Annotated in this window: 25 protein-coding genes and 3 tRNA genes; 8 read left to right on the top strand and 20 right to left on the bottom strand. The window is 64.8% G+C overall.

Going from position 1 to position 24,459, the window contains the following annotated elements:
- The first annotated feature begins 10 nt into the window (after positions 1-10).
- Both AC5RTE_RS06645 and AC5RTE_RS06640 read left to right on the top strand, forming a co-directional pair.
- A complete protein-coding gene (locus AC5RTE_RS06645) occupies positions 11-817 on the top strand; it encodes an exodeoxyribonuclease III (protein WP_494040604.1) in 807 nt (268 codons plus the stop codon).
- Positions 818-851: 34 nt separating this feature from the next.
- On the top strand, positions 852-1,736 hold the full coding sequence (locus AC5RTE_RS06640) for a DUF8083 family protein (RefSeq protein WP_494040603.1): 885 nt from the start codon (positions 852-854) through the stop codon (positions 1,734-1,736).
- 49 nt (positions 1,737-1,785) lie between these two features.
- On the opposite strand, the gene AC5RTE_RS06635 is transcribed toward AC5RTE_RS06640, so the two are convergent.
- From AC5RTE_RS06635 to AC5RTE_RS06615, 5 genes are all read right to left on the bottom strand, one after another.
- Positions 1,786-2,838, bottom strand: coding sequence for a LacI family DNA-binding transcriptional regulator (locus AC5RTE_RS06635; protein WP_494040602.1), 1,053 nt, complete (start codon positions 2,836-2,838; stop codon positions 1,786-1,788).
- Between the two features lie 154 nt (positions 2,839-2,992).
- Complete coding sequence (locus AC5RTE_RS06630; protein WP_494040601.1) at positions 2,993-3,241, bottom strand: hypothetical protein; 249 nt, start codon at positions 3,239-3,241, stop codon at positions 2,993-2,995.
- A complete protein-coding gene (locus AC5RTE_RS06625) occupies positions 3,238-4,134 on the bottom strand; it encodes a carbohydrate ABC transporter permease (RefSeq protein WP_494040600.1) in 897 nt (298 codons plus the stop codon). Before AC5RTE_RS06625 ends, AC5RTE_RS06630 begins: the two co-directional genes overlap by 4 nt.
- Positions 4,131-5,168 carry a carbohydrate ABC transporter permease gene (locus AC5RTE_RS06620; RefSeq protein ID WP_494040599.1) on the bottom strand — a complete coding sequence of 346 codons (1,038 nt, stop codon included), beginning with the start codon at positions 5,166-5,168 and terminating at the stop codon, positions 4,131-4,133. The genes AC5RTE_RS06625 and AC5RTE_RS06620 overlap by 4 nt, the downstream gene beginning before the upstream one ends.
- Before the next feature lie 6 nt (positions 5,169-5,174).
- On the bottom strand, positions 5,175-6,473 hold the full coding sequence (locus AC5RTE_RS06615; RefSeq protein ID WP_494040598.1) for an ABC transporter substrate-binding protein: 1,299 nt from the start codon (positions 6,471-6,473) through the stop codon (positions 5,175-5,177).
- Between the two features lie 139 nt (positions 6,474-6,612).
- Between AC5RTE_RS06615 and AC5RTE_RS06610 the strand changes: the two genes are divergently transcribed.
- Positions 6,613-8,421 carry a glycoside hydrolase family 13 protein gene (locus AC5RTE_RS06610; protein WP_494040597.1) on the top strand — a complete coding sequence of 603 codons (1,809 nt, stop codon included), beginning with the start codon at positions 6,613-6,615 and terminating at the stop codon, positions 8,419-8,421.
- 12 nt (positions 8,422-8,433) lie between these two features.
- Here AC5RTE_RS06610 and AC5RTE_RS06605 read toward each other — a convergent pair whose 3' ends face one another.
- The 8 genes from AC5RTE_RS06605 to AC5RTE_RS06570 all read right to left on the bottom strand — a co-directional run bounded on the left by AC5RTE_RS06605 (position 8,434) and on the right by AC5RTE_RS06570 (position 11,203).
- Complete coding sequence (locus tag AC5RTE_RS06605; RefSeq protein WP_494040596.1) at positions 8,434-9,045, bottom strand: hypothetical protein; 612 nt, start codon at positions 9,043-9,045, stop codon at positions 8,434-8,436.
- Positions 9,042-9,647, bottom strand: a complete 606-nt coding sequence (locus tag AC5RTE_RS06600) for a hypothetical protein (RefSeq protein ID WP_494040595.1) — start codon at positions 9,645-9,647, stop codon at positions 9,042-9,044. Before AC5RTE_RS06600 ends, AC5RTE_RS06605 begins: the two co-directional genes overlap by 4 nt.
- Positions 9,644-10,024, bottom strand: coding sequence for a hypothetical protein (locus AC5RTE_RS06595; protein WP_494040594.1), 381 nt, complete (start codon positions 10,022-10,024; stop codon positions 9,644-9,646). Before AC5RTE_RS06595 ends, AC5RTE_RS06600 begins: the two co-directional genes overlap by 4 nt.
- The gene (locus AC5RTE_RS06590) at positions 10,021-10,212 is read right to left on the bottom strand and encodes a hypothetical protein (protein WP_494040593.1); all 192 of its coding nucleotides are present in this window, start codon (positions 10,210-10,212) and stop codon (positions 10,021-10,023) included. Before AC5RTE_RS06590 ends, AC5RTE_RS06595 begins: the two co-directional genes overlap by 4 nt.
- Entirely contained in the window at positions 10,209-10,664 is a 456-nt protein-coding gene (locus AC5RTE_RS06585; RefSeq protein WP_494040592.1) for an Asp23/Gls24 family envelope stress response protein, read from the bottom strand. Before AC5RTE_RS06585 ends, AC5RTE_RS06590 begins: the two co-directional genes overlap by 4 nt.
- 178 nt (positions 10,665-10,842) lie before the next feature.
- Positions 10,843-10,918, bottom strand: a tRNA-Phe gene (locus AC5RTE_RS06580).
- Between the two features lie 48 nt (positions 10,919-10,966).
- A tRNA-Asp gene (locus AC5RTE_RS06575) sits at positions 10,967-11,040 on the bottom strand.
- A 90-nt stretch (positions 11,041-11,130) separates the two neighbouring features.
- Positions 11,131-11,203, bottom strand: a tRNA-Glu gene (locus AC5RTE_RS06570).
- Positions 11,204-11,368: 165 nt separating this feature from the next.
- Here AC5RTE_RS06570 and AC5RTE_RS06565 point away from each other — a divergent pair.
- On the top strand, positions 11,369-12,418 hold the full coding sequence (locus AC5RTE_RS06565; protein ID WP_494040591.1) for a PHP domain-containing protein: 1,050 nt from the start codon (positions 11,369-11,371) through the stop codon (positions 12,416-12,418).
- Here the strand turns inward: AC5RTE_RS06565 and AC5RTE_RS06560 are convergent.
- Positions 12,415-13,098, bottom strand: coding sequence for a DsbA family protein (locus tag AC5RTE_RS06560; RefSeq protein WP_494040590.1), 684 nt, complete (start codon positions 13,096-13,098; stop codon positions 12,415-12,417). The two genes, AC5RTE_RS06565 and AC5RTE_RS06560, sit on opposite strands and share 4 nt — an antisense overlap.
- A 125-nt stretch (positions 13,099-13,223) precedes the next feature.
- Here AC5RTE_RS06560 and AC5RTE_RS06555 point away from each other — a divergent pair, with 125 nt between their 5' ends.
- The 3 genes from AC5RTE_RS06555 to AC5RTE_RS06545 are packed head-to-tail and all read left to right on the top strand — an operon-like array spanning position 13,224 to position 15,588.
- Positions 13,224-14,201, top strand: coding sequence for a DMT family transporter (locus tag AC5RTE_RS06555; RefSeq protein WP_494040589.1), 978 nt, complete (start codon positions 13,224-13,226; stop codon positions 14,199-14,201).
- Positions 14,202-14,210: 9 nt separating this feature from the next.
- On the top strand, positions 14,211-14,657 hold the full coding sequence (locus AC5RTE_RS06550) for a metallopeptidase family protein (protein ID WP_494040588.1): 447 nt from the start codon (positions 14,211-14,213) through the stop codon (positions 14,655-14,657).
- Between the two features lie 10 nt (positions 14,658-14,667).
- Positions 14,668-15,588 carry a cation diffusion facilitator family transporter gene (locus AC5RTE_RS06545; protein WP_494040587.1) on the top strand — a complete coding sequence of 307 codons (921 nt, stop codon included), beginning with the start codon at positions 14,668-14,670 and terminating at the stop codon, positions 15,586-15,588.
- A gap of 6 nt (positions 15,589-15,594) precedes the next feature.
- Here the strand turns inward: AC5RTE_RS06545 and AC5RTE_RS06540 are convergent, their stop codons facing one another.
- The 5 genes from AC5RTE_RS06540 to AC5RTE_RS06520 all read right to left on the bottom strand — a co-directional run bounded on the left by AC5RTE_RS06540 (position 15,595) and on the right by AC5RTE_RS06520 (position 22,690).
- A complete protein-coding gene (locus tag AC5RTE_RS06540; protein WP_494040586.1) occupies positions 15,595-16,479 on the bottom strand; it encodes an ABC transporter permease in 885 nt (294 codons plus the stop codon).
- A complete protein-coding gene (locus AC5RTE_RS06535) occupies positions 16,466-17,512 on the bottom strand; it encodes an ABC transporter ATP-binding protein (RefSeq protein ID WP_494040585.1) in 1,047 nt (348 codons plus the stop codon). The genes AC5RTE_RS06540 and AC5RTE_RS06535 overlap by 14 nt, the downstream gene beginning before the upstream one ends.
- A complete protein-coding gene (locus tag AC5RTE_RS06530) occupies positions 17,509-18,792 on the bottom strand; it encodes a LolA family protein (protein WP_494040584.1) in 1,284 nt (427 codons plus the stop codon). Before AC5RTE_RS06530 ends, AC5RTE_RS06535 begins: the two co-directional genes overlap by 4 nt.
- Positions 18,793-18,850: 58 nt before the next feature.
- Positions 18,851-21,523, bottom strand: a complete 2,673-nt coding sequence (locus AC5RTE_RS06525; RefSeq protein ID WP_494040790.1) for a PEP/pyruvate-binding domain-containing protein — start codon at positions 21,521-21,523, stop codon at positions 18,851-18,853.
- A gap of 129 nt (positions 21,524-21,652) precedes the next feature.
- Positions 21,653-22,690: a universal stress protein gene (locus tag AC5RTE_RS06520; protein ID WP_494040583.1), complete on the bottom strand. Its 1,038-nt coding sequence runs from the start codon at positions 22,688-22,690 to the stop codon at positions 21,653-21,655.
- 422 nt (positions 22,691-23,112) lie between these two features.
- On the opposite strand from AC5RTE_RS06520, the gene AC5RTE_RS06515 reads away from it, so the two are divergent.
- A complete protein-coding gene (locus AC5RTE_RS06515) occupies positions 23,113-23,739 on the top strand; it encodes an NAD(P)-binding protein (RefSeq protein ID WP_494040789.1) in 627 nt (208 codons plus the stop codon).
- Between the two features lie 6 nt (positions 23,740-23,745).
- Here AC5RTE_RS06515 and AC5RTE_RS06510 read toward each other — a convergent pair whose 3' ends face one another.
- Complete coding sequence (locus AC5RTE_RS06510; RefSeq protein ID WP_494040582.1) at positions 23,746-24,351, bottom strand: copper resistance CopC family protein; 606 nt, start codon at positions 24,349-24,351, stop codon at positions 23,746-23,748.
- Positions 24,352-24,459: the final 108 nt, after the last annotated feature.

Raw genomic sequence — 24,459 nt, 5'->3', positions numbered from 1 at the left:
GTTAGGAGCTGTGAAGATTGCTACCTGGAATGTGAATTCGCTCCGTGCCCGCGCCGACCGTGTGGAAGCCTGGCTGCAGCGCAGTGACTGCGACGTCCTGGCTATCCAGGAAACCAAGTGCAAGGACGATAACTTCCCTTGGGAACTCTTTGAGCGGATGGGCTACGAGGTTGCCCACTTCGGAGTGAACCAGTGGAACGGCGTTGCCATCGCGTCCCGGGTGGGGCTGGAAGACGTTGAGCGGACCTTCCTGGACCAGCCCTCTTTTGGGAAGGCGGGCAAGGACCCCGTGCAGGAAGCCCGGGCCATGGCGGCCACCTGCGCCGGCATCCGGATCTGGAGCCTTTATGTCCCTAACGGCCGGTCACTGGACGATGAGCACATGCCGTACAAGCTCAAGTGGCTGGAAAGCCTCAAGACGCATGCCCAGGAACTTGTCACGCAGAACCCCGAGGCCCAGGTGGCGCTGATGGGCGACTGGAACATCGCACCGTTCGACGAGGATGTCTGGGACATCGACCTCTTCGTGAATAACAGGTACACCCACGTCAGCCCTCCGGAGCGCGCCGCGTTCCACGCATTCGAATCTGCCGGCTTCACCGATGTCGTTCGTCCCTACACGCCGGGCCCGGGCGTCTACACCTACTGGGACTACACCCAGCTGCGTTTTCCGAAGAAGGAAGGCATGCGGATCGACTTCGTGCTGGGCTCCCCCGCCCTTGCTGCCCGCGTGACAGGCGCTTCAATTGACCGCGAGGAGCGCAAGGGCAAGGGCGCGTCGGACCATGCGCCCGTGCTGGTGGAACTGGCAGACTGATGACATCATCCTGGACCCAACCTAGGAGGCCGTAGTGACGGGAAACCTCTACCGGGGCCAGGCAGGCCTGCCATTCTCCTCAACCCTGCGCGTCTATGAACCCCTCGACGCCTTCCCCGAAGAGCAGCGGAAAGCCATTGCCGCTGCCGGGGCGCAGGCCGCCTCCCGTGCCGCCGTCGAGAACGCTGAACTGCTGGCCTCACTGGGACGGATCACCCGTTCCGGCGGCGACCCCTTCCCTACCGGGCGGACCGACCTGGTGCGCGTCACCACGGCGCCCGCTCCCGGCAAGGGAACGTCCGACGACGGCGCTGACGCCGAGCCTGAGCTGCTGTACTGTCCCAGCCAACTGGTGTTGCGGGCCGGCTTGGCGGCCAACGCGCTGATGGAGGGGATTCATGGTCCGCTGGCTGAGCTGCTGATCCCGGAGGAGCAGCGGGACAAGCACCAGGAGCGGATCGACCAGGTCAAGGCCCGCGACGGGTCCGTCCGTGTGCACACCCGGGCGTCCACCTGGGGTATCCCCTTCAGCTGGTTTTCCCTGTTCATGGATACGGACCATAAAGACGTGGTGGAGGCAGCCGGCAGGATCGTCACTGTCCGGGTGTGGGCACCCATCACAGAAGCCCTGGAGCGGGCGCGGTACGCCGTGGCCAACCTGGCATTGGCGGCACCGGATCTTGACATGCTGGACGATCTCGCACAGCTCACGGAGTGGCTGGAGCTATTCCATGTGAACTCCATGGTGGAGCTGGACTACGGGGCTGTCGCGGACAAAGTGTATCCGGACGATTCGCCCATGGACATCAGGCTGGGAATCGAATGCCTGGCGGAGGGTGACATGACCGGCGCTGCCGCGGCGTACCGCCGCCTGGCATCGCGCTGGATTCCCATCCGGCAGCTGGCCCGCGCCTCCTGAAGCTGGCCCGCGCCTCCTGAAGCTGGCCCCGCGCCTCCCGAAGCTGGCGCTAAGACTGGGGCGGCGCCGTCGTCCTTCTGACAATCAGCTCATGCGGCGCGACGGCGGACCGTACCGCCCCTGCCTCGCCGTCCAGTTCATCGAGGAGCATCTTGGTGGCAAGTTCCGCCTGCTCGTCGGGCCGTTGTCCCACAGTGGTCAAGCCTATGGCGTCAGCAAAATCATGGTTGTCGATGCCCACCACCGAAAGTTCCTCCGGCACGAGCACGCCGACCCGGGCGGCTTCGAAGATCACCCCCATGGCCATCTCGTCCGATGCGCAAAAAATAGCTGTTGGCTTGTCTCCTGGCTTTGCCCAAAGGCGGCGGAAGGCTTCCTGCCCGCTGCGGACAGTAAAGTCCCCCCACTCGTCCCATTCGGCGCGGGTGGGGAGGCCGGCCGCGGTCATGACGTCCTTAAAGGCAAGAATTCGGACCCGGGGAACATCAAAGTTCAGGTCTGTCTCGTCGTCACCGTGCAGCAGCGCGATGTCCCGGTGGCCCAGGTCGATCAGGTGCCGGACGGCAGTGGAGGCCGCAGCATAATCGTCGATGCCGATATAGGCGCACTCCTCGACATGGCCGCCCACCACCACCAGCGGGATGTCAATCTTCTGCAGATGGTCCAGCTCGTCGTGGGACAACGCCATGCACAGGACCAGCAGGGCATCAATCTGCTTGTAGACCATGGTCTTGCTGAAGAGCCGCTCACGGTTGCTGCCATGGCCGCCCAGGTTGAACAGCGACAGATTGTAGTTGCGGGCGTGGAGTTCCCGGTCAGCTCCCTCGATGGCTTTGGAGAAGAACCAACGGCTGACGAATGGGGCAAGAACCCCGATGGTTTTGGTTCTGCCTGTTGCCAGTCCCGAGGCTGAACTGGACGCCACATACCCCAGATTCCCGGCAACCTCGAGGATTTTCTGCCGGGTTGCCGGTGACACCCGGGGCAGCCCGCGGACTGCCCGCGACACCGTGGCGGTGGATACCCCGGCGGCGGCGGCGACGTCTTCGATGCTGACCCCGCTGTGGCCGCCCCGTTGAGACCTTTCACTTGTGCGTGCCACGGTGTCCCCTCATTTGATCCCTGCAGGCATCCGCCCTGCTTGGTGCGATACCCCGGGCAATAATATTTTGAGCACCGGTCCGCACCGCAGTGCTACCTGGCGCCGTTGTACCCGTCGCGCCGGCTACCCGATGACGCCGGGCAGCCGGGGTGCGCTACCTCCGGTCCGGAAGGCGCCGGCGCAGGCGCACCATTCCATAGAGTGCGAGCAGCGTGGCCAGAAGCCCCAGTGCCCAACCGAGTGCCGGCTGCGCCGTCAGCTCCATCCAGACGGTGACGACGAGCAGTACCAGCGCCCAGAATCCTAGGAACCCGATGATGATGTCAAAATCCTCACCGGACCTCATGCGGCGGCGGTTGCTTCCCGCCCCGGCGGACCGGGGGCGGGAAGCGTGGCCCGTCACTTGACCGCACCAGCCGTCAGGCCGGCAACGATCTTGCGCTGGAAGACGAGTACCAGGATCACCAAAGGAATGGTGACGATGGTGCCCGCGGCCATGATGGCCGTGTACGGGATCTGGTTTGGCTGGGCGCCCGCGAAGCTGGCGATGGCCACCGTCACCGGTTTCGTTGCCTCGTTGGACAGCTGGCTGGCGATCAGGAATTCATTCCACGAGGAGATGAATGCCAGGATGGCCGTGGTGAAGATCGCCGGTGCCGCCAGGGGCATGATGACCTTCCGGAACGCCTGTCCCTGCGTGCAGCCATCAACCCGTGCAGATTCCTCCAGCTCCCAGGGCATTTCCCGGAAGAAGGAGGTCAGCGTGTACACGGTGAGGGGCAACACGAACGAGATGTTCGGAATGATCAGCGCCTGGTACGTGCCCATCCAGCCAATGTTGGTGAAGAGCTGGAACAGCGGGGTGATAAGGGCAACGCCCGGGAACATGGATGCCCCCAGGATGAAGCCCAGCACCAGGTACTTGAACCGGAAGTTCAGACGTGCCAGGGCGTACGCCGCGAACACGCCGATCACGAGCGAAATCACTGTGACCGTGACGCCGATGAAAATACTGTTCAGCAGGGCCTGGCCGAACCTGTTGCCGAACGAGGTATCGAAGGCGGTGACGAAGTTGTCCATGGTTACGTGGGTGGGCCAGGGTGTGGTGTCGTAGGTGAAGCCCACGTCGCGGAAAGCCGTTACCACCATCCAGTAAGCAGGTGCGAGGCACCAGATCAGGATGACGGCAGCGCTGATGTAGGTCCGGACGCTTGCCCACTTTTCCCGGTTCTGCGCAGACTTGCGTCCCTTGTCCTGCTGCGCCCGCAGGGACGTCGAAGCAGTGGTGGTTGTCATTTCTTCCCCTTGCCGGTGGCTCCGCTTTGCTCCACAACGTTCGCGCCCAGGAAGCGGACGAAAATGAACGCCACCAGGAAGATGATGAAGAACGTAATGGTGGACAGGGCGGCAGCTGAGTTGAAGCCTTGCCTGATCTGGTTAATCACCAGGATGGACAGCGTAGTGGTGTTGTTGGCACCACCGGTCAGGATGTACGGCAGGTCGAACATACGCAGGGCATCCAGGGTACGGAACAGGATGGCGACCATAAGGGCCGGCTTGACCAAAGGCAGGGTGATCATCCGGAAGCGCTGCCATGCGGTAGCGCCGTCCACCTTTGCGGCTTCGTAAACCTCGGCAGGGATCATCTGCAGGCCGGCGAGGATGAGCAGCGCCATAAAGGGCGTCGTCTTCCAGGTGTCGGCAATGATCACAGCCCATTTAGCCGGCCATTCGCTGCCCGTCCAGAGGATGGACACGTTAAACAGCTTGTTGATGATGCCGTTGAAATCGAACATGAACAGCCAGAGCTGGGCGGTTACTGCCGTGGGGATGGCCCACGGAACGAGTACCGCTGCGCGGACCAGGCCGCGGCCCTTGAACGTGCGGGCCATGATCATGGCCATCCAGAAACCGAGGACGGTTTCGAAGGCAACAGTGATGACTGTGAAGAGGAAAGTAGTGCCCGTAGCCGTCCAGAACTGGCCTCCGAGGGTGCCCGGCGGGCAGGCGACCGTGCCGCCGCCCTGGGCTGCACACTGCTGCCCCAGCCAGTTCACATAGTTCTGGATACCTGCCGGGCCGCCCTCGGTGAAGAGCCCGGTGACAGGATCGAGTCCGGCGTCCTTCTGGAAGGACATGATGATCGCGCTGATGATCGGGTAAACGATCACAATGCCCAGCGCGATGATGGTCGGGGCAAGAAGCCATGATGCCCACTTGCCCTGGCTCAGGATCTTGTTGTCTTCGCCTACGCCCTTGGGTCCGTGGTGGACCGGGGTAGTGCCCGACGCCGGCCCTTTGACCGGCGTCGGGCCCAGTTCAGTAGCCATGGCTTCTTACGATCCTGCGCCGGCGGTCTCGATGGACTTCTGCATGTCGGACAGCGCGTCCTTGGCCGGCTTATCGCCCTTCAGCGCAGCGTAGGCGTTCTCCTGGATGGCCTGGGTGACAGCCGGGTAGAACGGGGTTACCGGACGGGGAACAGCGTTCTCGATCGAGGTCTTCAGGACGGGCAGGTACGGCAGCTTGGCAACCAGTTCCTGGTCCTCATAGAGAGCGCCGAATACCGGTGCCAGGGAACCCTGCGTTGCGAAGAACTTCTGCTGCTCCTCTTCGATGAGGAACTTTACGAAGTCCAGGGCAGTCGCCTTGTGGTCGGAATAGACGCTGATGGCTGCGCTGTGGCCACCAAGGGAGGAAGCACCAGGGCCGTCCTTGCCCGGCAGGGCCGCCATGCCCAGCACGTCCTTGACCTGGGAGGAACCTTCGGTGGTGGCCAGGTTGTAGACGTAAGGCCAGTTGCGGAGGAACAGCAGTTTGCCTTCCTGGAACGCGCGGCGGCTTTCCTCTTCCTGGTACGTGATTGCCTCAGCAGGAATGTTGCCGTTCTTGAAAGCTTCGACCAGGTTGTTCAGGCCTTCCTCGGCCTCCGCGGTGTTCAGGTTCGGCTTACCCTCGTCGTTAAGGACGGAACCACCGGCGGAGTTGATGGCCTCGGAAGCATTGACGGTCAGTCCTTCATACTGCTTGAACTGGCCGGAGTAGCAGCCAATGTTGTTCTCCTTTGCAATGGAGCACATCTCCATCATCTCGTCCCAGGTCTTGGGTGCCTCGGGGACCAGGTCCTTGCGGTAGTAGAGGATGCCGCCATCGGAGGAGACCGGAGCCGCGTACAGGGTGTCCTTGTAGGAGCCGGCCTCGACGGTGGGTTCAAGCATGCCCGTGGTGTCGACGGCCATCTTGTCCTTGAGCGGCTGGAGCCAGCCCTTGGCGGCGAACTCGGCGGTCCAGACGACGTCAACGCTCGCTACGTCGTAATCGGCGTTTTTGGCCTGGAAGTTCTGGACGAGGTCATCGTGCTGCTGGTCAGCCTGGTCAGTCTGTTCCTTGAAGGTGACCTTCTCATCGGGATGAGCGGCGTTCCACTTTTCAATCAGCGGGCGGACTACGTTGCTGTTGTCCTTGCCCTGTACATAGGTGATGGGACCCCGGCTGTCGAGGTTGGCTTCGGCGTCACCGCCGCCACCACCTCCACCGCCGCCCGTGGTCCCACCGCCTCCCCCGCCGCATGCGGTCAGAGTGAGGGCCAGAACACCGGCAGTGGCGGCCGGAAGTAGGAATCTAGGGGTTTTCATTAGCTTGAAGCTCCTCGCTGAGTGACAAGTAGGTCTACAGTGCGCTTGCTGGTGAGGTTGATGTGGTGACGCTCACACTAGTAATGTTGCTGCGGGTTATGCAAGCGTTTACATCAAAAAGTTATCTGAGAGGAACCAAATGTCCAATCCGGACGTTCCTACTGACCATCCAACCCGGCCGGAATGGTGGGCGGACGCCGTCGTCTACCAGATCTATCCCCGGTCCTTCGCAGACGGCAACGGAGACGGGATGGGAGATCTTCCTGGTGTCACGAACCGTCTTCCCTACCTGCAGCAACTCGGAGTAGACGCCATCTGGCTGTCCCCGTTCTACAAATCCCCCCAGGCGGACGCAGGGTATGACGTGGCAGATTACCGCCAGGTGGATCCCCTTTTCGGCTCCTTGGGTGACTTCGACGCCATGTTGCAGGAAGCTCACCAGCGCGGGCTCAAGGTCATTGTTGACCTGGTACCCAACCATACTTCCGACGAACATGTGTGGTTCCAGGAAGCGCTCGCTTCCGCGCCGGGTTCTCCGGAGAGGAGCCGCTACATGTTCCGGTCTGGAAAGGACGACATTCCCGGTTCCGGTGACGGCAAGCTCCCCCCGAACAACTGGAAATCGATCTTCGGCGGGCCGGCCTGGAGCCGGATCACTGAGGCTGACGGATCTCCGGGCGAGTGGTACCTGCACCTTTTTGACAGCAAGCAGCCGGACCTCAACTGGGAAAACGCCGAGGTGCACGAGGAGATGCGCTCTGTGCTTCGTTTCTGGCTGGACCGGGGTGTGGACGGCTTCCGCGTTGACGTGGCCCACGGCCTGGTCAAGGAGCCCGGCCTGCCCGACTGGGAAGGCGCCGCCGCCATGGTTGAAGGCACCGTGGAAGTGCCCCGGGAAGCAGCGCACCGCCCCGGTGATGCTCCCGGAGCCCATACGGACGCCGAGGAGCCACACAGGGCGGTATCCCCGCTTTATCCTCCCTCACCGTTCTTTGACCAGGACGGCGTGCACGACGTTTACCGGGACTGGCACCAGGTGCTGGCCGAGTACGAAGGCGACCGCATGATGGTGGCCGAAGCCTGGGTGGAGCCAGCGGAACGGCTGGCCCGCTACACCCGCCCGGACGAAATGCAGCAGGCCTTCAATTTTGATTTCCTGCTTGCAGGCTGGGATGCGGAGCGCATGGCCGAGTCCATTGAAGCCTCCCTGGCAGCTGCCGCTTCCGTCGGCGCTCCCTGCACGTGGGTCCTGAGCAACCACGACACCGTCCGGCACACCACCCGGTTCGGCCTAAAGGACCCCACGATGTTCCCCAAGGGACTGGGAGCGGACGATGAGCAGCCCAATGCTCCCCTGGGGCTTGCCCGCGCGAGGGCTGCGACCTTGATTTCGCTGGCTCTTCCGGGTTCGGCTTACCTGTACCAGGGAGAGGAGCTGGGACTTCCCGAGCACACCACCCTCCCGGCCGATGCGCGGCAGGACCCGACGTTTTTCCGGACGCGTGGCGCAGAGATTGGCCGTGACGGCTGCCGGGTCCCCCTGCCCTGGGCTGCGGAACGGCCCGGCCACGGCTTTTCCGTGGCCCTGGACGGCGGGGCATCCCAGCCCTGGCTCCCGCAGCCGGAGAGTTTCGGCCCATTGGCAGCGGACCAACAGGAAGGAGTGGAAGGCTCTACCCTGGAGCTTTACCGGGCTGCCCTTGCCTTCAGGTCCGCACATCGGCTGGGTGCAGGCTCCTTTGGTTGGGCTGAGGTCCACGCGCCGGACAGCGGGGTGCTGGCCTTCCATAACAGCGACGTCCTGGTGTTAGGCAACCTTGGGTTTGCTTCCGCCCCCGTTCCTGATGGTTATTCGGTTGTTCTCTCCAGCGGTCCTGAACTTGCAGCCGAGTGGGCGGATAGGCGCGAAGTACCCGTAGACTGCACCGTTTATTTGGTCAGGGACTGAAAGTACCAGCGGTCAACGCACGCGCTCAGCCCTGCTGAAGCGCGTCCGGGCGCCGGCTGCAACGTGGATCAGCACCGGAATTTTTCTTCCAACCACCGTCTCCAGTGCCGCGACCAGGGCGTATACCTCGCCTGCCAGCAGGTGAGGGGCCACGCCCTGGCGCGGCAGGAGGCGCACTTTCAGGGCCGGGCTGCCTTTGACGTCATAGGTGGTCACAGTCGCACCGGCCAGGTCGGGACGATCTGCGAGGGCATGTTTAAGCGCCTGCTCCGCCACTCCTCCACTGATCCGGACATCGCCCGGAACCGCCCCGGGATCGTATTCATAGGCAAGCAGGTTGGCCCGGCCCTTGCCCTGCTGCGCAACCCAGGCCACCATCAGTCCAATCAGCAGAAGCAGGGCCAGCGCCACCAGGATCCACAGCCAGCTTTCAGTGCGCCCGGGAAACCTCGTGGCAGCGAAGACCTGATTGACCTGGTTCCAGACACCGGCAGACCAGGAGTGCCACCAGGAAGCAACGGCCGGAACAGCCGCCAGCAGCATCAGCAGGACGCCAACAGCAAGAAGCATCAAACCGAGGACCGCAACGAGGATCCGGTTAAGAAGGGTAGGGGTACTGTTCATGCGCCGATCACTCCTGACGGCGCCACGTTGACCTGTGCCTCGGGTGAAGGGTGCAGAGCCATGGCGTGGAGTTCGCTTTGGACCGCAGCAAGCACGGCGTCGTGGTCCACGGGAACTCCCGAGGTGGGCCGGACATTCACCACCACCTGCCGCTGCGAAACCACCACCATGACCTGTTCGGGTGCGACATTTGCGGCAAGCCGGGCGCGGCGTGCCAGCGCGGAAGCGATGACTTCATCGTCCACCACTACGGCACGTCCGGCGTTTTCACCGCCACCTGCAAGGTGCCGGGCACGGCGCCCGGGCAGGACCCCGTTGAGGAAAAAGACCAGGCCAAACATGGCCAGGACCGCGCCAAGGGCGCCCAGCAGCAGCGGTGAAATATCTGCGGGGAGGGCCACCATGCGCTCGGCCGCCACCTGCGGCTCGATGAGCCAGGCCGGCTGCCCGAAGGCTTGAACGGCAGCTTCGAGGAGCCCGTAGGCAGCAAGCGCGATGACCAGGACCGCGGCGGCAGTGGCCACTACCGCGCGTGAGGAGTGCGTTTCCCGATGCAGTATGCGGCCCATATCAGGACCCTGGTTTTCCACGCGCCGGCTCATCGGACGCGTCCTCCTTCGCTGATCCTCACTCCGCTGATCCTGATGTCCACCCGGCTCAACTGTGCACCGCTCAAATCCGCGACTGTGGCGAGGATGCGGGCTTTTGCCGTTACCGTGCGCTCCCAGATGGAGCCTCCACCGCCTTTCACCCGGGAGGGGTCCAGAACCACGGCGTTCAGTGGCGGGATGCTGATGGGCGTGACAAGGGACAGCGCCAGCATGCCGTCGTCGTCCGTCCAGTCAGCCCGGACATCCTCGGCGTCCACGCCCAGGTAGTGGGCGGCTGCGGCCTTGGCAAGGCTGGTCAGGGCCTGCGTGCTGATGCGGTTATGGCCGGTCAGCTCCTGGCCCCGGACAGCCGGAGCGGTGGAGCTCATGAGGACGAGCGCCGGCCGATGATGGCGTCCAGGACGCCGCGAAGGTCCAGTTTCCCTTCAGCGGCCCGGCCCAGGACTGCCCCGATGGCCATAAAGAGCAGCGATATCAGAAACCCCCACAGGCCGAACTGCAGGGACATAAAGGCGACGAAGGCGCCCATCGCGGTACCGGCGACGGTGAGGTTCACAGCAGCCCCTCCCTTTCCGTGGAACCGGTGGTGGGCTTAACCGGTGGCATAACGTAGACGTCGGTGACTTCCACGTTGACCTCGATCACCTGCAGACCCACGAGTTCCTCCACCGCCCGGTAAACTGCCGCGCGTACCTCGTTGGCCAGTGAGTGCAGCGGTGTGCCGTAGCTGGCGACGAGGCTGATATCCACTGCAACCTGCGTTTCGCCCACCTCAGCGCGTACGCCGGCGGCATGATCCGAACTGCCAACGGCGTCGCGGATGGCGCCAAGCGCACGGGGTCCGGAGCCCAGGGAGTACACCCCCGGTACGGCCCGGGCGGCAAGTCCTGCCACTTTGGCTACTGCCGTTTCAGAAATAACCGTACGGCCAAGACCAGGCGCCGGCACAGGAACCGGGACGGGACGGCTCTGGATGCCCTGGCCGGGTTGCGGGTTCTGGTATTCCATCAGGCACTCCCCCTTCTGTTGATCCCAACCCTATCCCTGGCGGTGACTTAAGGGCAGACAGGGCCGACCGGCTGCAGAGAAGTGTCCTGGCGTGGAGAGCGGCGGAACCTGGCATCCATTCCAGGAGTAAGGCGTTAAAGAAGAAAAGCACCAGTTCCGAAGAACTGATGCTTCCCAGTGGTGGCTCCGACCGGCGTCGATCCGGTGACCTTTCGATTTTCAGTCGAACGCTCTACCAACTGAGCTACAGAGCCTAGGTGACTAGTCACCATGAGAGCCGGAATTGCTTCCAACAATCAGAGCGACCCTGACGGGACTTGAACCCGCGACCTCCGCCGTGACAGGGCGGCGCGCTAACCAACTGCGCTACAGGGCCTTGCGTTTCTTGCTTCGCAGTATCTCTACCGCTTTTTTCAAGGCTTCCAGCCTACCAGACATTCTAAGTCTGTTTGACCAGTTCCTTGCGTACCCCCAACGGGATTCGAACCCGTGCCGCCGCCGTGAAAGGGCGGTGTCCTAGGCCGCTAGACGATGGGGGCCAGAACCCGTTCGGAACAAAAATAAAAGGCGTCAAGCGATGCTTTCCGTCTTTGCTCTTTGCGTTTCTCCGAACTGGACTCTAAAACTATAGGGCCTACTGGGGAATATTCCAAAATCCGCGAAAACACGCGCCCAGAGCGGCACGAACAGGTGAAGATGGACTGATGGACGCCGTTGCAGCACTCAACGAGATCGCCTTTTGGCTGGAGCGCGGACGCGCTGCCACCTTCAAGGTCCAGGCCTTCCGCAAAGCTGCCGGGGTGATCGCTCCGCTGCCGCCGGAAGAAGTGGCAACCAGGGTGAAAAACGGCCGCCTGAAATCCATGAAAGGCATTGGCGACCGGACTTACCAGGTCATCCGGGATGCAGTCGAGGGCCAGGTCCCGGAGTACCTCGCCGACCTTCGCGAGAAGGGCGCCCAGCCTTTGGCTTCCGGTGGCACCGTCATCCGGGAGGCGCTTCGGGGTGACCTGCACAGCCACAGCGAATGGTCCGACGGCGGGTCCCCCATTGAGCTGATGGTGGCAGCAGCCGGGGTGCTGGGCAGGGATTACCTCGCGCTGACGGACCACTCCCCCAACCTCACCATCGCCAACGGGCTCTCGGCGGAACGGCTGATGCAGCAACTGGACGTAGTGGCGGACATCAACAACGGCACCCACGCCGGCTCTGACGGGAAGCAGGACAACCGGGTGCGGCTGCTGACCGGCATCGAAGTGGACATTCTGGAGTCCGGCGAACTGGACCAGGATCCGGAACTGCTGGACCGCCTGGACATCGTGGTGGCAAGCGTCCATTCCAAGCTGCGGGCGGACCGGAACACCATGACACGACGCATGCTCAAGGGCATAGCGGATCCGCAGACCAACGTGCTGGGGCACTGCACGGGACGCCTGGTGGAGGGGTCAAGGGGGACGCGTCCGCCGTCGGAATTCGACGCCAAGGAGGTGTTCGCCGCATGCGCGGAACACAACGTGGCGGTGGAGATCAATTCGCGGCCGGAGCGCCAGGACCCGCCGGATGCACTGATCCAGCTCGCTTTGGACGCAGGCTGCCTTTTCTCAATCGACAGTGACGCGCACGCACCAGGGCAGCTGGACTTCCTTCAGTACGGCGCGGAGCGTGCGGACCGGAACGGTGTTCCGGCCGACCGTATTGTCACCACCTGGCCCGTCGAGCGGCTGCTGGAGTGGTCCGGGGCGAACCAGCGTTAGCCCGCGGCGTCCGCGAGTTTCTGCCGGAACTCGGCCTTGGTGGTCAGGGTGAGCTTCTCCCCGTTGAGGAAGAAGGTGGGGGTGCCGGTCACGCCCAGCGCATTACCGTCCGCTACGTCGGCCAGGATGCGCTCTTCCGTCCTGGGATCAGCGACGACGGCATCATACTGCGCAAGGTCCAGCCCCAACTGCTCGGCGTAATTCCGGAACCGCGGGGCCTGGGACTGCTGGTTTCCCGCCCACTCGGACTGGGTTTCGAACAACTTGTTGGCCATGTGCTGGTACTGGCCCTGCCGCCCGGCCGCCTCCGCTGCCAGCGCCGCCTGTCCCGAGTTCGGGTGGGCTGACAACGGGAAGTGCCGGTGAACGAATGTGATCCTGTCTCCGAACTCGGCTTTGAATTCCTCGACGATGGGATGGATGGAGCCGCAGGACGGGCATTCGAAGTCCAGGAATTCCACAAGTTGTGCCTTCTCGACCGCCGGGCTGGTCAAGCGGTGGCTGTCCGCACGGACAAGCTGTTCGGCACCGGGGGCCGCAGGCGCGGACTGTTGGGACTTCCCCAAGGTCAGCACGGCGTACCAGGCCGCCCCGGCCACTACCACTGCGGCGAGGACCAGCCAGATGATTTTTCGGATCAGGCGTGCTGTATCCCGGGGAGGCGCGAGGTTTGAGACCATAACCCGCATCCTAGCCGCCAAACCGATACCCTTTTGGGCTCTTTATCGAATCTTTGGCAGGAACTTGGTTAGACGTGGCCGATTTCCGCCAGACCGGGAGCTGGACGCCCGGCTAGATTGGCACCATGGCATCAAGCACCCCCGTCAGCGCACCCGCGCCCCCAACCGGTCCCGCATCCCGGATCAAAGCACTTGGCATTGCGGCCATGGCCGTTACCGTGGTCCTCTGGGCTTCGGCATTTGTGGGCATCCGGGCCATCGGCCCACACTTCTCCCCCGGCTCCCTGACGCTCGGCAGGCTGGCGGTTGCCGCCGTCGTGCTGGCCCTGCTGGTCCTCCCCCAACTGCTGAAGAGCCGGCTCCTGCCCCGGGGCCGGGAGTGGTGGCCTATCCTTGCCTACGGGGTGATGTGGTTCGGCGGGTACAACGTGGCGCTGAACGCGGCGGAGCACGTGCTGGATGCCGGCACCAGCGCCCTGCTCATCAACGTCAATCCCATCCTCGTGGCCATCATGGCCGGCGTTTTCCTCAAGGAGGGATTCCCGCGCTGGCTGATCATCGGGAGCCTGGTTGCCTTCGCGGGGGTGGCGCTGATTGCCGTGGGTTCAGGCCAGCCCTCCGTACCGGGGGAAAGTCCGACGACGGATGTGGCGGGGGTGCTGCTGTGCCTGCTTGCCGCTGTGCTCGCCGCAGTCAGCGTCATCATCCAAAAGCCGGTGCTGCGCAAGTTTCCCGCTGCACAAGCCACCTGGTTCGGGATCCTGGTGGGGGCAGTGTGCTGCCTGCCTTTTGCAGGACAGCTGGCCACCGAAGTGCAGGCGGCGCCGGCTGGGGCAACATGGGGCCTGGTTTATCTCGGCATCTTCCCCACGGCCATTGCCTTCACCACGTGGGCGTACGCGCTTTCACTGATTGAGGCGGGCAAGCTTGCAGCCACCACCTACCTGGTGCCCGGCACCACCATCCTTATCTCGTGGCTGCTCCTGGGCGAAATTCCCACTGCACTGGGCCTGGTGGGCGGGTTGGTCTGCCTGGTCGGTGTGGGTCTGACCCGGCGACGCACCAGGCCGGGACGGGAAGCCAGGCCAAAGGTTCGTCACTAGAGTTGGAGTATGCCAGCCAGTTTGCCGCCGGGTTTGCCTGTTGTTCCCGAGGGCCCCAGCGAGCCCCTTCGTGCGATCGGGCCACCCGGCTTCACCATGCCGCCGGACGAGTTCGAGGCCGCAGTCCAGGACGCCCTGGCCAGTATCCCGGACCAGCTGGCGGGCGCGATGGATAACGTAGCGGTGTTCATCGAGGACGACTACGTGCCCCGGCCGGGCGAGGACCCGGACACCGTACTGCTGGGGCTCTATGAGGGCGTGCCGCTGACAGAGCGGGACTCGTGGTGGGATGCCGGTTCCCTGCCGGACCGCATCACCATCTTCCGCGAACCCATCCTTGAAATCTGCTCCTCACGTGATGACGTTATCCATGAGGTGGCTGTCACGGTGGTCCATGAAATCGCCCACCACTTCGGGATCGATGACCACCGGCTGCACGAGCTCGGCTGGGGCTAGCCTTGTAGGCATGGGACACGATCACAGCCACACGCACGGTATTACCGCAACGGGCCGGCACCGCAAGCGGCTTGTGGCGGTTCTTGTCATCACCCTCGTTGTGGTCCTGGTGCAGGTGGTGGGTTCAGTACTTTCCGGTTCGCTCTCGCTGCTTGCCGATGCCGGCCATATGCTTTCCGATGCCGCCGGGGTAACCATCGCGTTGCTTGCCGCCTGGATTGCAGGCCAACCGGCGAGTGACCAGAGGACCTACGGGTACCAGCGGGCCGAAGTCCTCGCGGCATTGGCCAATGCCTTGATCCTGATCGTGATCTCCGTGGTCATCTTCAGTGAAGCAATCCGGCGGATCGGTTCCGCCCCTGAGGTGCAGACGGACATCATGCTGTTTGCCGCCATCCTGGGTGCTGCGGCCAACCTCGTGTCGCTCCTGATTTTGCGCGGAGCACACCAGGAAAGCCTCAACGTCCGCGGTGCTTATCTCGAAGTCCTGGGCGACCTTCTGGGTTCGGTCGCCGTGATAGCCGCCGCGGTGACAACCATGGTCACCGGCTTCCACGCTGCCGACACCATCGCCTCAGTGGTGATTGCCCTGCTGATCCTGCCCCGGGCATGGACGCTGCTGCGCGATGTGGTTGACGTGCTGCTCGAAGCCAGCCCCAAGGGGGTTGAAGTCCAGATGATTCGTGAACACATCATGTCTGTGGAGGGCGTATCTGATGTGCACGACATCCACATCTGGACCATCACTTCAGGCGTGCCGGTTTTCTCAGCACACGTCGTGGTGGAGGACGGCGTGCTGACCGCCCGCGGAGCGGACCAGTTGCTGGACAAACTGGTGACCTGCCTGGGTTCGCACTTCGATACCGACCACTGCACGTTCCAGTTGGAGCCGGCCACGCATTCCGAACACGAGGCGCACCAGCACGCCTAGGCTTGGTCAGCTCAGCACGTCCTTGGTGATGAACCGCCCGTAGGCGAGGGCACCGAACAGGGCAATGTACCCCGCCTGCAGCAAGGCGTTGCTGGCGAACGAGTCCCACAGCACCGGCTGGCGGAGCAGGTCTCCAAAGCCCAGCCAGTAATGGCTGAACAGCCACGGGTGCAGCCACTCGAGCTGAGGCAGCTGGTCAAGGACCTGGGACACTACTGAGACCACCACTGTGGCCGCCATGGCACCCACCGGGACCACAGTGAGCGTGGACACAAAGAGTCCTATGGCGGAGAGCCCGGCCAGGGAAACGGCCAGGTAGGCAGCAATCAGGAGGAGGCGTACCCCGGCCTCCGCCGGCTCGATCACGTCCCCTGACAACAACGTCACCGGGCCCACGGGGAAAAGCGCCGCCCCAATGCCGGCACCGGCCAGCGCCACAGTGATGGGCGCAGCAAGGCAGAACGCCAGCGCCCCCGCGTACTTCACCAGAAGCAGCCGCACCCTGCCTGTAGGAGCAACCAGCAGGTACCTCAATGTGCCCAGGTTTGCCTCGCCCGCGATGGTGTCCCCTGCCACCACGCCCACGGCCAGGGGCAGAAACAGTGGAACCGACACCAGCATGGCGGTAAACGCAACGAAAAGTCCGTTCTGGGTGATGCGGTCCAGGAAGGCAGGGCCCCGGCCCGCGGGAACTCCGGATGAGATCCTGACGGCCACGGCGATCAACACCGGTATCGCCGCCAGCGCCAGCAGCAGTGCCCAGGTACGGCGCCGCGCAAACAGCAGCCGGAGTTCCGACCACAAAAGGGAGGCACCGGACCCGCGGGGCGCCGCTGCGGGTTCTGCTCCTGCTGCCTTTGCGGTTACCTGCCGGGCGTCACTGGGCAACATCGAAACCCTCACCCGTCAGGGCAACAAAGCGGTCCTCAAGGCTTTCCCGTTCCACTGCGAAACCGCGGACCCTGACTCCGGCATTCACCAGGCGTGCCACGATCTCTTCCGGGGCGGTGTACGGGGAGGCAGGGGTGCCCGGCACTGGCCTTCCTGCCCCAACGCCTGGACTTCCAAGTACCCCCGGCCGGGCCAGAGCGGCCGTTACCACCTCGCCGTCCGGTTGCGCAGCTGCAGGTTCCGGCAACAGCCCAAGGCGCGCCAGGACCGACATCGCGGTCCCGGCGTCCGGCGTCACCAGACGGATGGAGGCGGTTCCGGACCGGCGCAGCTCGGAGAGCGGGCCCTGGGCCACGAGCCGGCCCGCGCTCATGATGGCCGCATGGGTGCACATCTGCTCCACCTCGGCCAGCAGGTGGCTCGAGACAAAGACGGTAGTCCCGTCTGCTGCGAGGGACCGGACGAGGTTCCGGACTTCCCGGGTGCCCTGGGGGTCCAGCCCGTTGGTGGGTTCATCCAGCACCAGCAGTTCGCGGGGAGACAACAGCGCGTTGGCAATACCGAGCCGTTGCTTCATGCCCAGCGAATAGGCGTGCACGCGCTTGCCTGCGGCGTGGCTTAATCCCACCCGTTCCAGCGCCTGGTTCACCCGGGATCCCCGTGAGGCGGGTGGGGCATGCCGGGTGGCGGCGTCGAGGCGGTGGAGGTTCGCGGTCCCGGAGAGAAAGGGGTAGAAGGCCGGGCCCTCCACCAGTGCCCCCACGTGCGGGAGGACGTCCTGGAATTCGCCGGGCATGTCCCTGCCCAGCAGTCGAACGGACCCCGCGGAGGCGGCGGCGAGGCCCAGCAGCATCCTGATGGTGGTGGTCTTTCCGGAGCCGTTGGGTCCGAGGAAGCCGAAGACCGCGCCGGGAGGCACTGCGAGGTCGAGGCCATCCACGGCCAACTGCTGCCCGAAGCGCTTCGTCAGCCCCTGGGTCTCAATGGTCAGGCCGTAGGTCCGGGAGCCGGGGCCTCCTGCGGGCCCGGTCACGGAGCCGTGGATGCGGCTTGCAGCCTCTCCGGCGGGACCATGCCCGCGAAGATCCGGCCGTCGTCAGTGAACAGGACGGTGAACAGCGTGGTGGAGAACAGCCGCCCGCCGGGAACTGCGACGACGGCTTGGGACAACAGCGGATTCCTGGAAAGGAGGGCATCCATGGTGGAAGTCGTCCCTGCCTCAGCCGGGATTTCCACTACCGTTTCCCACCCGGCCCCGGTCAGGTAGGGCCGGACTTCGTCCTTGATGCTCCGGGCAGCATTATCCGGCGTGACGTGGATGCCGGGGTTGCCGGGGAACCCGGAGCTGAGCGGCCAGTGGTGGGAATGGCGAACCTGCAGTTCCTCAACGGTGCTGCCGGGCGGCGGGACGAAGTTGAAAAGCGCGTCGTCCGGAGCATCGAGGGACAGGCTGGTGAATCCGGCGCTGAAGGCGGGTTGGGCTGCACCGCGGGCCGTCACCTCCACAGAGAGCGGCATGCCGTTGGCTGCGTCGACGGCGATTGCCACCTTGCCCACCAGCGTGTCCCCGGTACGCGGCTCGAGCAGGAGGTTGTAGGCAGGGCGCCCGGCCGCTGTCACATCCGGGCCCACTGACACGGCAGTTGAACTGTCCACCGCGGCCAGGAACTTTTCGGAGAGGTCCTGGGGCGTGGGCGGGACGGGCACCACAGCCTGCGGGGTATTCAGAGGCGGCGTCCCGGTGTTCCCTGGGTCCGCCAGCGGCGGCTGGGTAAGCGGCAAATCGGCGGCGTAGCCGGGCAGGGTCAGGTGCGCGGCGGAGTTGTCCTTTGAGGAGTAAAGCCAGACGTCGTTGCCGCGGCGGATCACGTCACGTTCGGCGAGCCGGTCCACCACCTGGATCCGCGCCTTGGTTTTTCCGTCCATGAAGACCCTCGCCGTATGCTCACCGGTGAGGAACTCCATGGCTGAGGCTGCGCCTCCGGGCGAGGCAGGGCCGGACGTCGGACCCGTTGCCGGCAGTTCCGGCAGCCCCAGCTCGGAGGACTGCTCAATGGTTCCCGAAAACGTGTGTGTCCTGTGGCCGGCCAGCAAGGCGATCACCTCGGCAGGGGTTTTTGCGGGCAGCGGGTCGCCTGCCCGCGCCGGCATGGATCCCACCAGTACCCCGGCGGCGATCACGGCAGGCACAGCCGCTGCAGGAACCCACCTCAACCAAGTCCGATTGCCGCCTGTTCCGGCAAGCCTGCCCGTGGTCAGGCGGTTCATCCTCCGGCGGTCCGCAGTCGGGCCGTCTCCGTCACTGGAGCCCATAGTCCAAGGGTACGCCTCGGGAATGCTCCCTACACCTGCCCCGGAGACTTCCACCCGGTTACGCGGGCACTACGGTTCCAGCGCCGCCGTCGACCGTTATCTTTTGCCCGGTGGTCAGCCGGGAAGTGGCATCCGGCACCCCTACCACGGCGGGTATGCCGTACTCCCGCGCCACTACGGCACCGTGCGAGTTGGGCCCGCCCATCTCCATCACCAGGCCGCCGGCGGTCAGGAACAAGGGCGTCCAGCCGGGATCGGTGGACGGTGCCACCAGGATTTCCCCTGGTTCAAGGTGGGCGCCCACAGGGTCCAGGATTACGCGGGCAGGAGCGGTGGCCGAACCCGCCGATGCCGGGCTGCCGGAGAGTGCTCCGTCAGCGAGGCCGGCACCCGCGGCGTAGAGCACCTCGGGCTCGGTGCCGTCCGAGAGCAGGACCCTGGGAACGTGGCGCCTGCCGAGTTCGGCGGCGTAAGCGGCGCGCCGTTCCAGGACGAGTTCGCGCAGCGTGCCCTGCTCGGCGCCTCCGTTGGGGCCCCGGCCGGCAAGAGCCTGCCTGGCCTCTTCAAAGTCGAGGAAGAAGATGTCGTCGGCGCCCTCCAGCTGGCCGTCAGCTGCCAACGCCGCTCCCACACACGCCAGTTGAGTCCGCACTTCAGCGAGGCCCAGGACCAGCTGGTACTTGGGCAGCTCCCGCAGCCCGGCGAAAGTCCTGGTGCGGCGCAAAGCGGCACCAACGAGCAACCCACGCAGCCTGCCGCGGCTGCGCGCCTTGGCTACGAGCCGTTCCACTTGTGCTTCTGCCTCCGCATTTGCCCGGCTGAACTGCACGTCCGGAGCCATGGCGGGGTCAGTGAGGCGGAGATAGTTGGCCAGGACACCCAGGATGTGCGTCGGGTCGTCGGACCACCGGGGCATGCCCACGTCGATTTCGGCCACCGCCCGGTGACCGTAGCGGTCAAGGAACCGGACCAGGCCTGCGTGCAGGACAGGGGGCAGGCGCCCGGCTTCGAACTCTGCTGCCAGTTCGGACGGCTGCCGCTCCTCCAGCGCCGTGCGTGATTCACGGTCATCCCGCACCGCTGATGCAAGCCGCCACAGGTCAAGGTCCATCTCGGTGGTCACGTTCTGCGGCAGGCCCCGGAGCACTTTCTGCAGGTCCTCCCAGCGGTCCTTGCCTCCCAACAGCTTTCCCGCCAGCCACAGCATCGCGAATCCCAAGGCAGGCAGGGGCAAGATGGCCGGGACAATGGCAAAGAGCCGGTCTCCCAGGAGCCGCTCGGCGTGGTTCAACCGTTCAATTGGCCCTGCTCCCGGGCCCAGCTCCAAGTCGTCGGCGAATTCCCGGGTGAAGCGGTCCAGCCTGAGCAGGGCCGCCTTGGGCCTGAACAGTGCCCGGAGCACCGATTCCGGGGCGCGGGCCCGCACCGCTGCCGGCAGGACATGCCGCACCACTCCGATCGGAGTCCGGCGGGTCACCGAGAAACGGGGGTCGCTGAAAATCCGCCGCAACACCACTGCGGACCTGGCTTCCATCACGTCGAAGATCCGTGGAAAAATCCGGCGGCCCACGTTGCTCCTGGCCGGGGTGGTGAGGTCGAAGTACAAGCGCTGGGCAGCCTCGGCATACGGTGAAGGGCCCCGCCGGGGCTCGGGAACGGCGAAACCGGCGGCCTTGGCCACAGAGGAGGCAAGAAGCCGCATCGATGCCAGCCCCATGGGCGTGAGCGGCCGGGTGAGTCCCTGGGCCAGGCTGAAGCAAAGGTAGACCCTGCTTCCCGCGCCGGGGTAGCCGCTCTCCGGGACCGGGAACAGGGTGGTGATGGGCCGGGACTGGGTCAACCAGGGCGTTCCGCCGGAGTCAATGGCCCATTCGGTGTCCTGCGGGGATCCGAAGTGCCGCTCCGCCTGGGCACCGAGGACCGCAAGTTCAACGGCCTGTTCATCGGTAAGGCTGGGATCCTCCGCCCGGCCCCGAAGGTCCTGTGTCTCCGTTCCCCCACCTGAAAGGGGGCGCACCATCAAGCGCTTATCGCCCAGCTTCCGCTCCACAACCCGGCCTGTTTCGGCGTCCACCACAAAATGTTCCAAATTGACGGCCCCGGAAACCACTGCTTCGCCAAGTCCCGGCGCGGCATCGATGACGGCTTCGCGGCGCCTGCCGGTGACGGGGTTGGCCGTGAACATTACCCCTGCCGATGCCGCATCGACCATGCGCTGAATGACGACGGCGAGGGCTACTTCGTGCGGTGTGATGCCAAGTGCGGCACGGTAAGCCACTGCCCGGTCCGTCCAGAGGGAGGCCCAGCAGTTGCGCACAGCCTCAAGGACGGCGTCGATGCCCACCACATTCAGGTAGGTATCCTGCTGGCCGGCGAAGCTCGCAAACGGCAGGTCCTCGGCCGTAGCCGAGGACCTCACCGCCACCGGGGTAGATTCACCCAGCGCTGCATAGGCTTGTTCCACTGCGGCAGCAATCCTGGGCGGAACCGGTATGGCGCGGATAGCGTCCCTCGCCATCCCCGCCGCTGCGGCCAGCTCATCGGCCCGGCTGGGCAGGCCGGGCGGCAGTTCAGCCTGGATTCTGCCAAGCTCTGCAAGCACCCCGTCCTGGACGGGCTTCACCGCCTCCCGGTACGCCTCCGTGGTCAGGCAGAAACCATCCGGCACGGGTAATCCTGCTGATATCAGTTCACCGAGGTTGGCAGCCTTGCCTCCCACCAGCGGCAGCATGCTGCCGCCAACATGGCTGAGGCGCAGGATCAAGGCAGCAGGGGTGTTCCGGTCCGCTTGGCGCGGAGCTTCCCCTGCTTCTCCTGGTGGGTAGGCGGCCACGGTGACGCTCCCTCCGAGATGTTGTGATCAGGCTGCGCCGAGGATGGGCCCGAACCGGGCGCGGTCCGCAAGGCGCGGGTCCTCGCGGTCAGGGACCACCATGACGGGGCCCTTGGCGTGATGGAGGACCCCGTCGGAAGTAGACCCCAGGAGCATGCCGGTGAAGCCGCCGCGGCCGCGGGTTCCCACGACCACCAGTTCCACGTGCCGGCTTGCTTCCACCAGCACGTCCACCGGCGAGCCGTCCAGCAGTTCGGATTCCGCCGACAGGTTGGGATAGTGGCTCCGCAACCAGGCCATGCCTGCCTCCAGGGTCAGCTGAATATCGGCGAACAGTGCCTTGCGGTCCATCGGGGCGGGAACCCAGGCCAGTGAGCCGCTGTACTGCGGAACCGCGCAGACCACCCGGAGCAATGCACCCAGCCGTAGAGCCTGGTCCGCGGCTTCGAGCACAGCAACCCGCGCCTGTTCGGAGCCGTCAACACCCACCACCACCACGTTTTCCACGCGCTGGTGCCCGGCTTTGGCCTGCTCGGCCCTGACCCGACGGTCCTCGGTGGTTTCGCCCAGCCGGTCCGCGCAGACCAGGGGCACGGTGACTGTAGGGCATTTCGCGTGTGCCGGCAGGGCGCTGCTAACTGAACCAAGGAGTCTTCCCACGAAGCCGCCACGGCCGCGTGTACCGAACACCAGAAGTTCCGCTGTCTGGGACATTTCCAGGAGCACGCCGGACGCGTCGCCGTTTTCCACCGAAGCGCTGACCTCAATGTCGTAGCCGGCGACCTTGTCCAGTGCCTGCCTGACCACAGCTTCGGCGCCCTCGCGGATCACTGAGTCATCTACAGTGGCGTATCCGCCGTCCAGGCCGGACGCCGCGAAGATCGGTACCGAGTAGGCGGTAACGATGTGCAATGGACGACGGCGGCGCTGGGCTTCCCTGGCAGCCCAGACCAAGGCGCACTGGCCGTGGTCCGACCCGTCAACGCCAACAACGATCCCGTCGGGAGCGGCATGCGATCCGCCGTTGTCCCGCGCCGGGTCCGGATGCAACTCCTGTGCGCCCATGGGGCCGCCTCCTTGCGATACTGCCTGATGTTGCGGCTATTCTGCCAGAAGCGGGGCCGTTCCCTGTGCACCCGTTTTGCAGCCGCAGCTGCCCGGGAGGACCTGCTTCCATTTCTCACTATTCTCTGTCCGCCGTTGCTTAGCAAGCCTGTTCAGACCCGCAACCGGAACTTATCCACAGGCTCGTTGCAGGGCTCAGGAAAGCGTGTTCACCTGCAGTGGAATCTTTTCGGATTGGGCTATCCAGCGCTGCAAATCTTCTGTAGTCTTCAGGACATTGTTGGTCCGGGACGCCTACTGCCTCTTCCTGTCAGAGCTGCCCGGCAATGCACTGCGGCCGGACTTTGGGGGTAACGGAACGCGCGCGGGCGAGGACGCCCGCACCCGCCGAAGCTTCGAAGGAGGAAACTGTAGTGTCAAGCATGCCTGGGAATGCCGGGACCGAGCAGACCACCACTGTGATTATTGGCACCGGCCTGTCCGGCCTGGCAGTGGCTGCCGAGCTGTGCCGCCGCGGGGTTGATTCCATAGTGGTGGACGGACTGGACATCCTGGGGGCCGCCCAGCCGGCCAACACAGCTTCGCTGCAGCGCTGCGACGCGGCTGATTCGGCAACCCTTCGGGAGCGGAACGAGATCCTCCGTCACCTGCGCAACTACGCCGCCAGCCACGACGTGGATGTCCGCAACAGCACACGCGCCGTACAACTGACCATGGTGGACGGCAAGTGCGGTGGCGCGACTGTCCCGCAGTGGGAGGTGCATACGCCCACCGGCATTCTGGTGACAGACCACATTGTGCTCACACGCTGCGCCCACAGCCAGCTGCGGCGCATGATCAACGACTTCGGCATCTCAGTGGGCCGCAACCTCGTCTCTGCCATGCGGGCCATCGGCATCTACCTGGTGGGTGTGGGAGAACTGATCACACCGTCTCCTAAAGAGGCCCTGCGCCAGGCGAAGACCGTGGGCCTGGCCATTTCCGCAAAGGTCAACCCTGCGGCCGACGCTCCCCCGCACACCGGAAGCCTGGCGATCCTGCCCTGCTAGCGCCCGTCAGCTCTCGTGGTCGGCGCCCGCGGCAAGCCGTCGGCGGGCAAGGATGGCCAGGGCGGCAAGCAAACCTGCTGCTGCTGCGGCGAAAATAACGATGCTCCACTGGAACGGCTCCCCTTGGCCGGCAGTCTCCGGCGCGGCTGTCACTCCCGGCTGGGCCGTTCCCATCCCCGGAACGGCCGCTCCCGCCGTCGAACCCTCTGACGCTGCAGCACCTTCCGCTGCTGCCGAAGCCGTGAAAGTGAACGTCCCTTCGATGGGGTGCGAGTCGGAGCTGACCACCCGCCACGTGACGGTGTACTGCCCGGCCGGGCCGCCCGCCTTCAGCTTCTGGCTGGCCACATTGTCCACAATGTCCACCGGCCCGTCCGCCCACTCCGCGCCGGAGGCATCCTTGACGGAAAAGGATGAGCCGATGCCCAACGGGTTGTTGTTGAAGGCCACCGACACCTGTTCCGGCGGCACCGCTACCGAAGCGCCGTCGGCGGGGGTGCTGGATTCAGCGGCGTCATGTGCCGCGGCGGGCCCGGCCACGCCGAGGACAGCGGAAGCAAAAACGAAGGACCCGAGGACAAAGCTCAGTAACTGGCGGCGGATGGAACGCATGCTTGGACTGCTCCCTCTGTGTTGGCTTCCTAACAGACTAGGCGAAATTGTCGGGGACCCTGCCGGAGCCCCCATAGGATTCAGGTATCCCCAAAGACTCCCCCGGAG

This window comes from Arthrobacter sp. K41, assembly GCF_059089645.1.
This window is presented reverse-complemented; position numbering and strand designations above follow the sequence as displayed.

Bases quoted from the DNA above. Each gene is read 5' to 3' on its own strand.
- AC5RTE_RS06625 (WP_494040600.1), bottom strand. From the start codon at position 4,134: ATGACAACCACCACTGCTTCGACGTCCCTGCGGGCGCAGCAGGACAAG.
- AC5RTE_RS06620 (WP_494040599.1), bottom strand. From the start codon at position 5,168: ATGGCTACTGAACTGGGCCCGACGCCGGTCAAAGGGCCGGCGTCGGGC.
- AC5RTE_RS06615 (WP_494040598.1), bottom strand. From the start codon at position 6,473: ATGAAAACCCCTAGATTCCTACTTCCGGCCGCCACTGCCGGTGTTCTG.
- AC5RTE_RS06610 (WP_494040597.1), top strand. From the start codon at position 6,613: ATGTCCAATCCGGACGTTCCTACTGACCATCCAACCCGGCCGGAATGG.
- AC5RTE_RS06605 (WP_494040596.1), bottom strand. From the start codon at position 9,045: ATGAACAGTACCCCTACCCTTCTTAACCGGATCCTCGTTGCGGTCCTC.
- AC5RTE_RS06600 (WP_494040595.1), bottom strand. From the start codon at position 9,647: ATGAGCCGGCGCGTGGAAAACCAGGGTCCTGATATGGGCCGCATACTG.
- AC5RTE_RS06595 (WP_494040594.1), bottom strand. From the start codon at position 10,024: ATGAGCTCCACCGCTCCGGCTGTCCGGGGCCAGGAGCTGACCGGCCAT.
- AC5RTE_RS06585 (WP_494040592.1), bottom strand. From the start codon at position 10,664: ATGGAATACCAGAACCCGCAACCCGGCCAGGGCATCCAGAGCCGTCCC.
- AC5RTE_RS06565 (WP_494040591.1), top strand. From the start codon at position 11,369: ATGGACGCCGTTGCAGCACTCAACGAGATCGCCTTTTGGCTGGAGCGC.
- AC5RTE_RS06560 (WP_494040590.1), bottom strand. From the start codon at position 13,098: ATGGTCTCAAACCTCGCGCCTCCCCGGGATACAGCACGCCTGATCCGA.
- AC5RTE_RS06555 (WP_494040589.1), top strand. From the start codon at position 13,224: ATGGCATCAAGCACCCCCGTCAGCGCACCCGCGCCCCCAACCGGTCCC.
- AC5RTE_RS06550 (WP_494040588.1), top strand. From the start codon at position 14,211: ATGCCAGCCAGTTTGCCGCCGGGTTTGCCTGTTGTTCCCGAGGGCCCC.
- AC5RTE_RS06545 (WP_494040587.1), top strand. From the start codon at position 14,668: ATGGGACACGATCACAGCCACACGCACGGTATTACCGCAACGGGCCGG.
- AC5RTE_RS06540 (WP_494040586.1), bottom strand. From the start codon at position 16,479: ATGTTGCCCAGTGACGCCCGGCAGGTAACCGCAAAGGCAGCAGGAGCA.
- AC5RTE_RS06530 (WP_494040584.1), bottom strand. From the start codon at position 18,792: ATGGGCTCCAGTGACGGAGACGGCCCGACTGCGGACCGCCGGAGGATG.
- AC5RTE_RS06525 (WP_494040790.1), bottom strand. From the start codon at position 21,523: ATGCTGCCGCTGGTGGGAGGCAAGGCTGCCAACCTCGGTGAACTGATA.
- AC5RTE_RS06520 (WP_494040583.1), bottom strand. From the start codon at position 22,690: ATGGGCGCACAGGAGTTGCATCCGGACCCGGCGCGGGACAACGGCGGA.
- AC5RTE_RS06515 (WP_494040789.1), top strand. From the start codon at position 23,113: ATGCCTGGGAATGCCGGGACCGAGCAGACCACCACTGTGATTATTGGC.
- AC5RTE_RS06510 (WP_494040582.1), bottom strand. From the start codon at position 24,351: ATGCGTTCCATCCGCCGCCAGTTACTGAGCTTTGTCCTCGGGTCCTTC.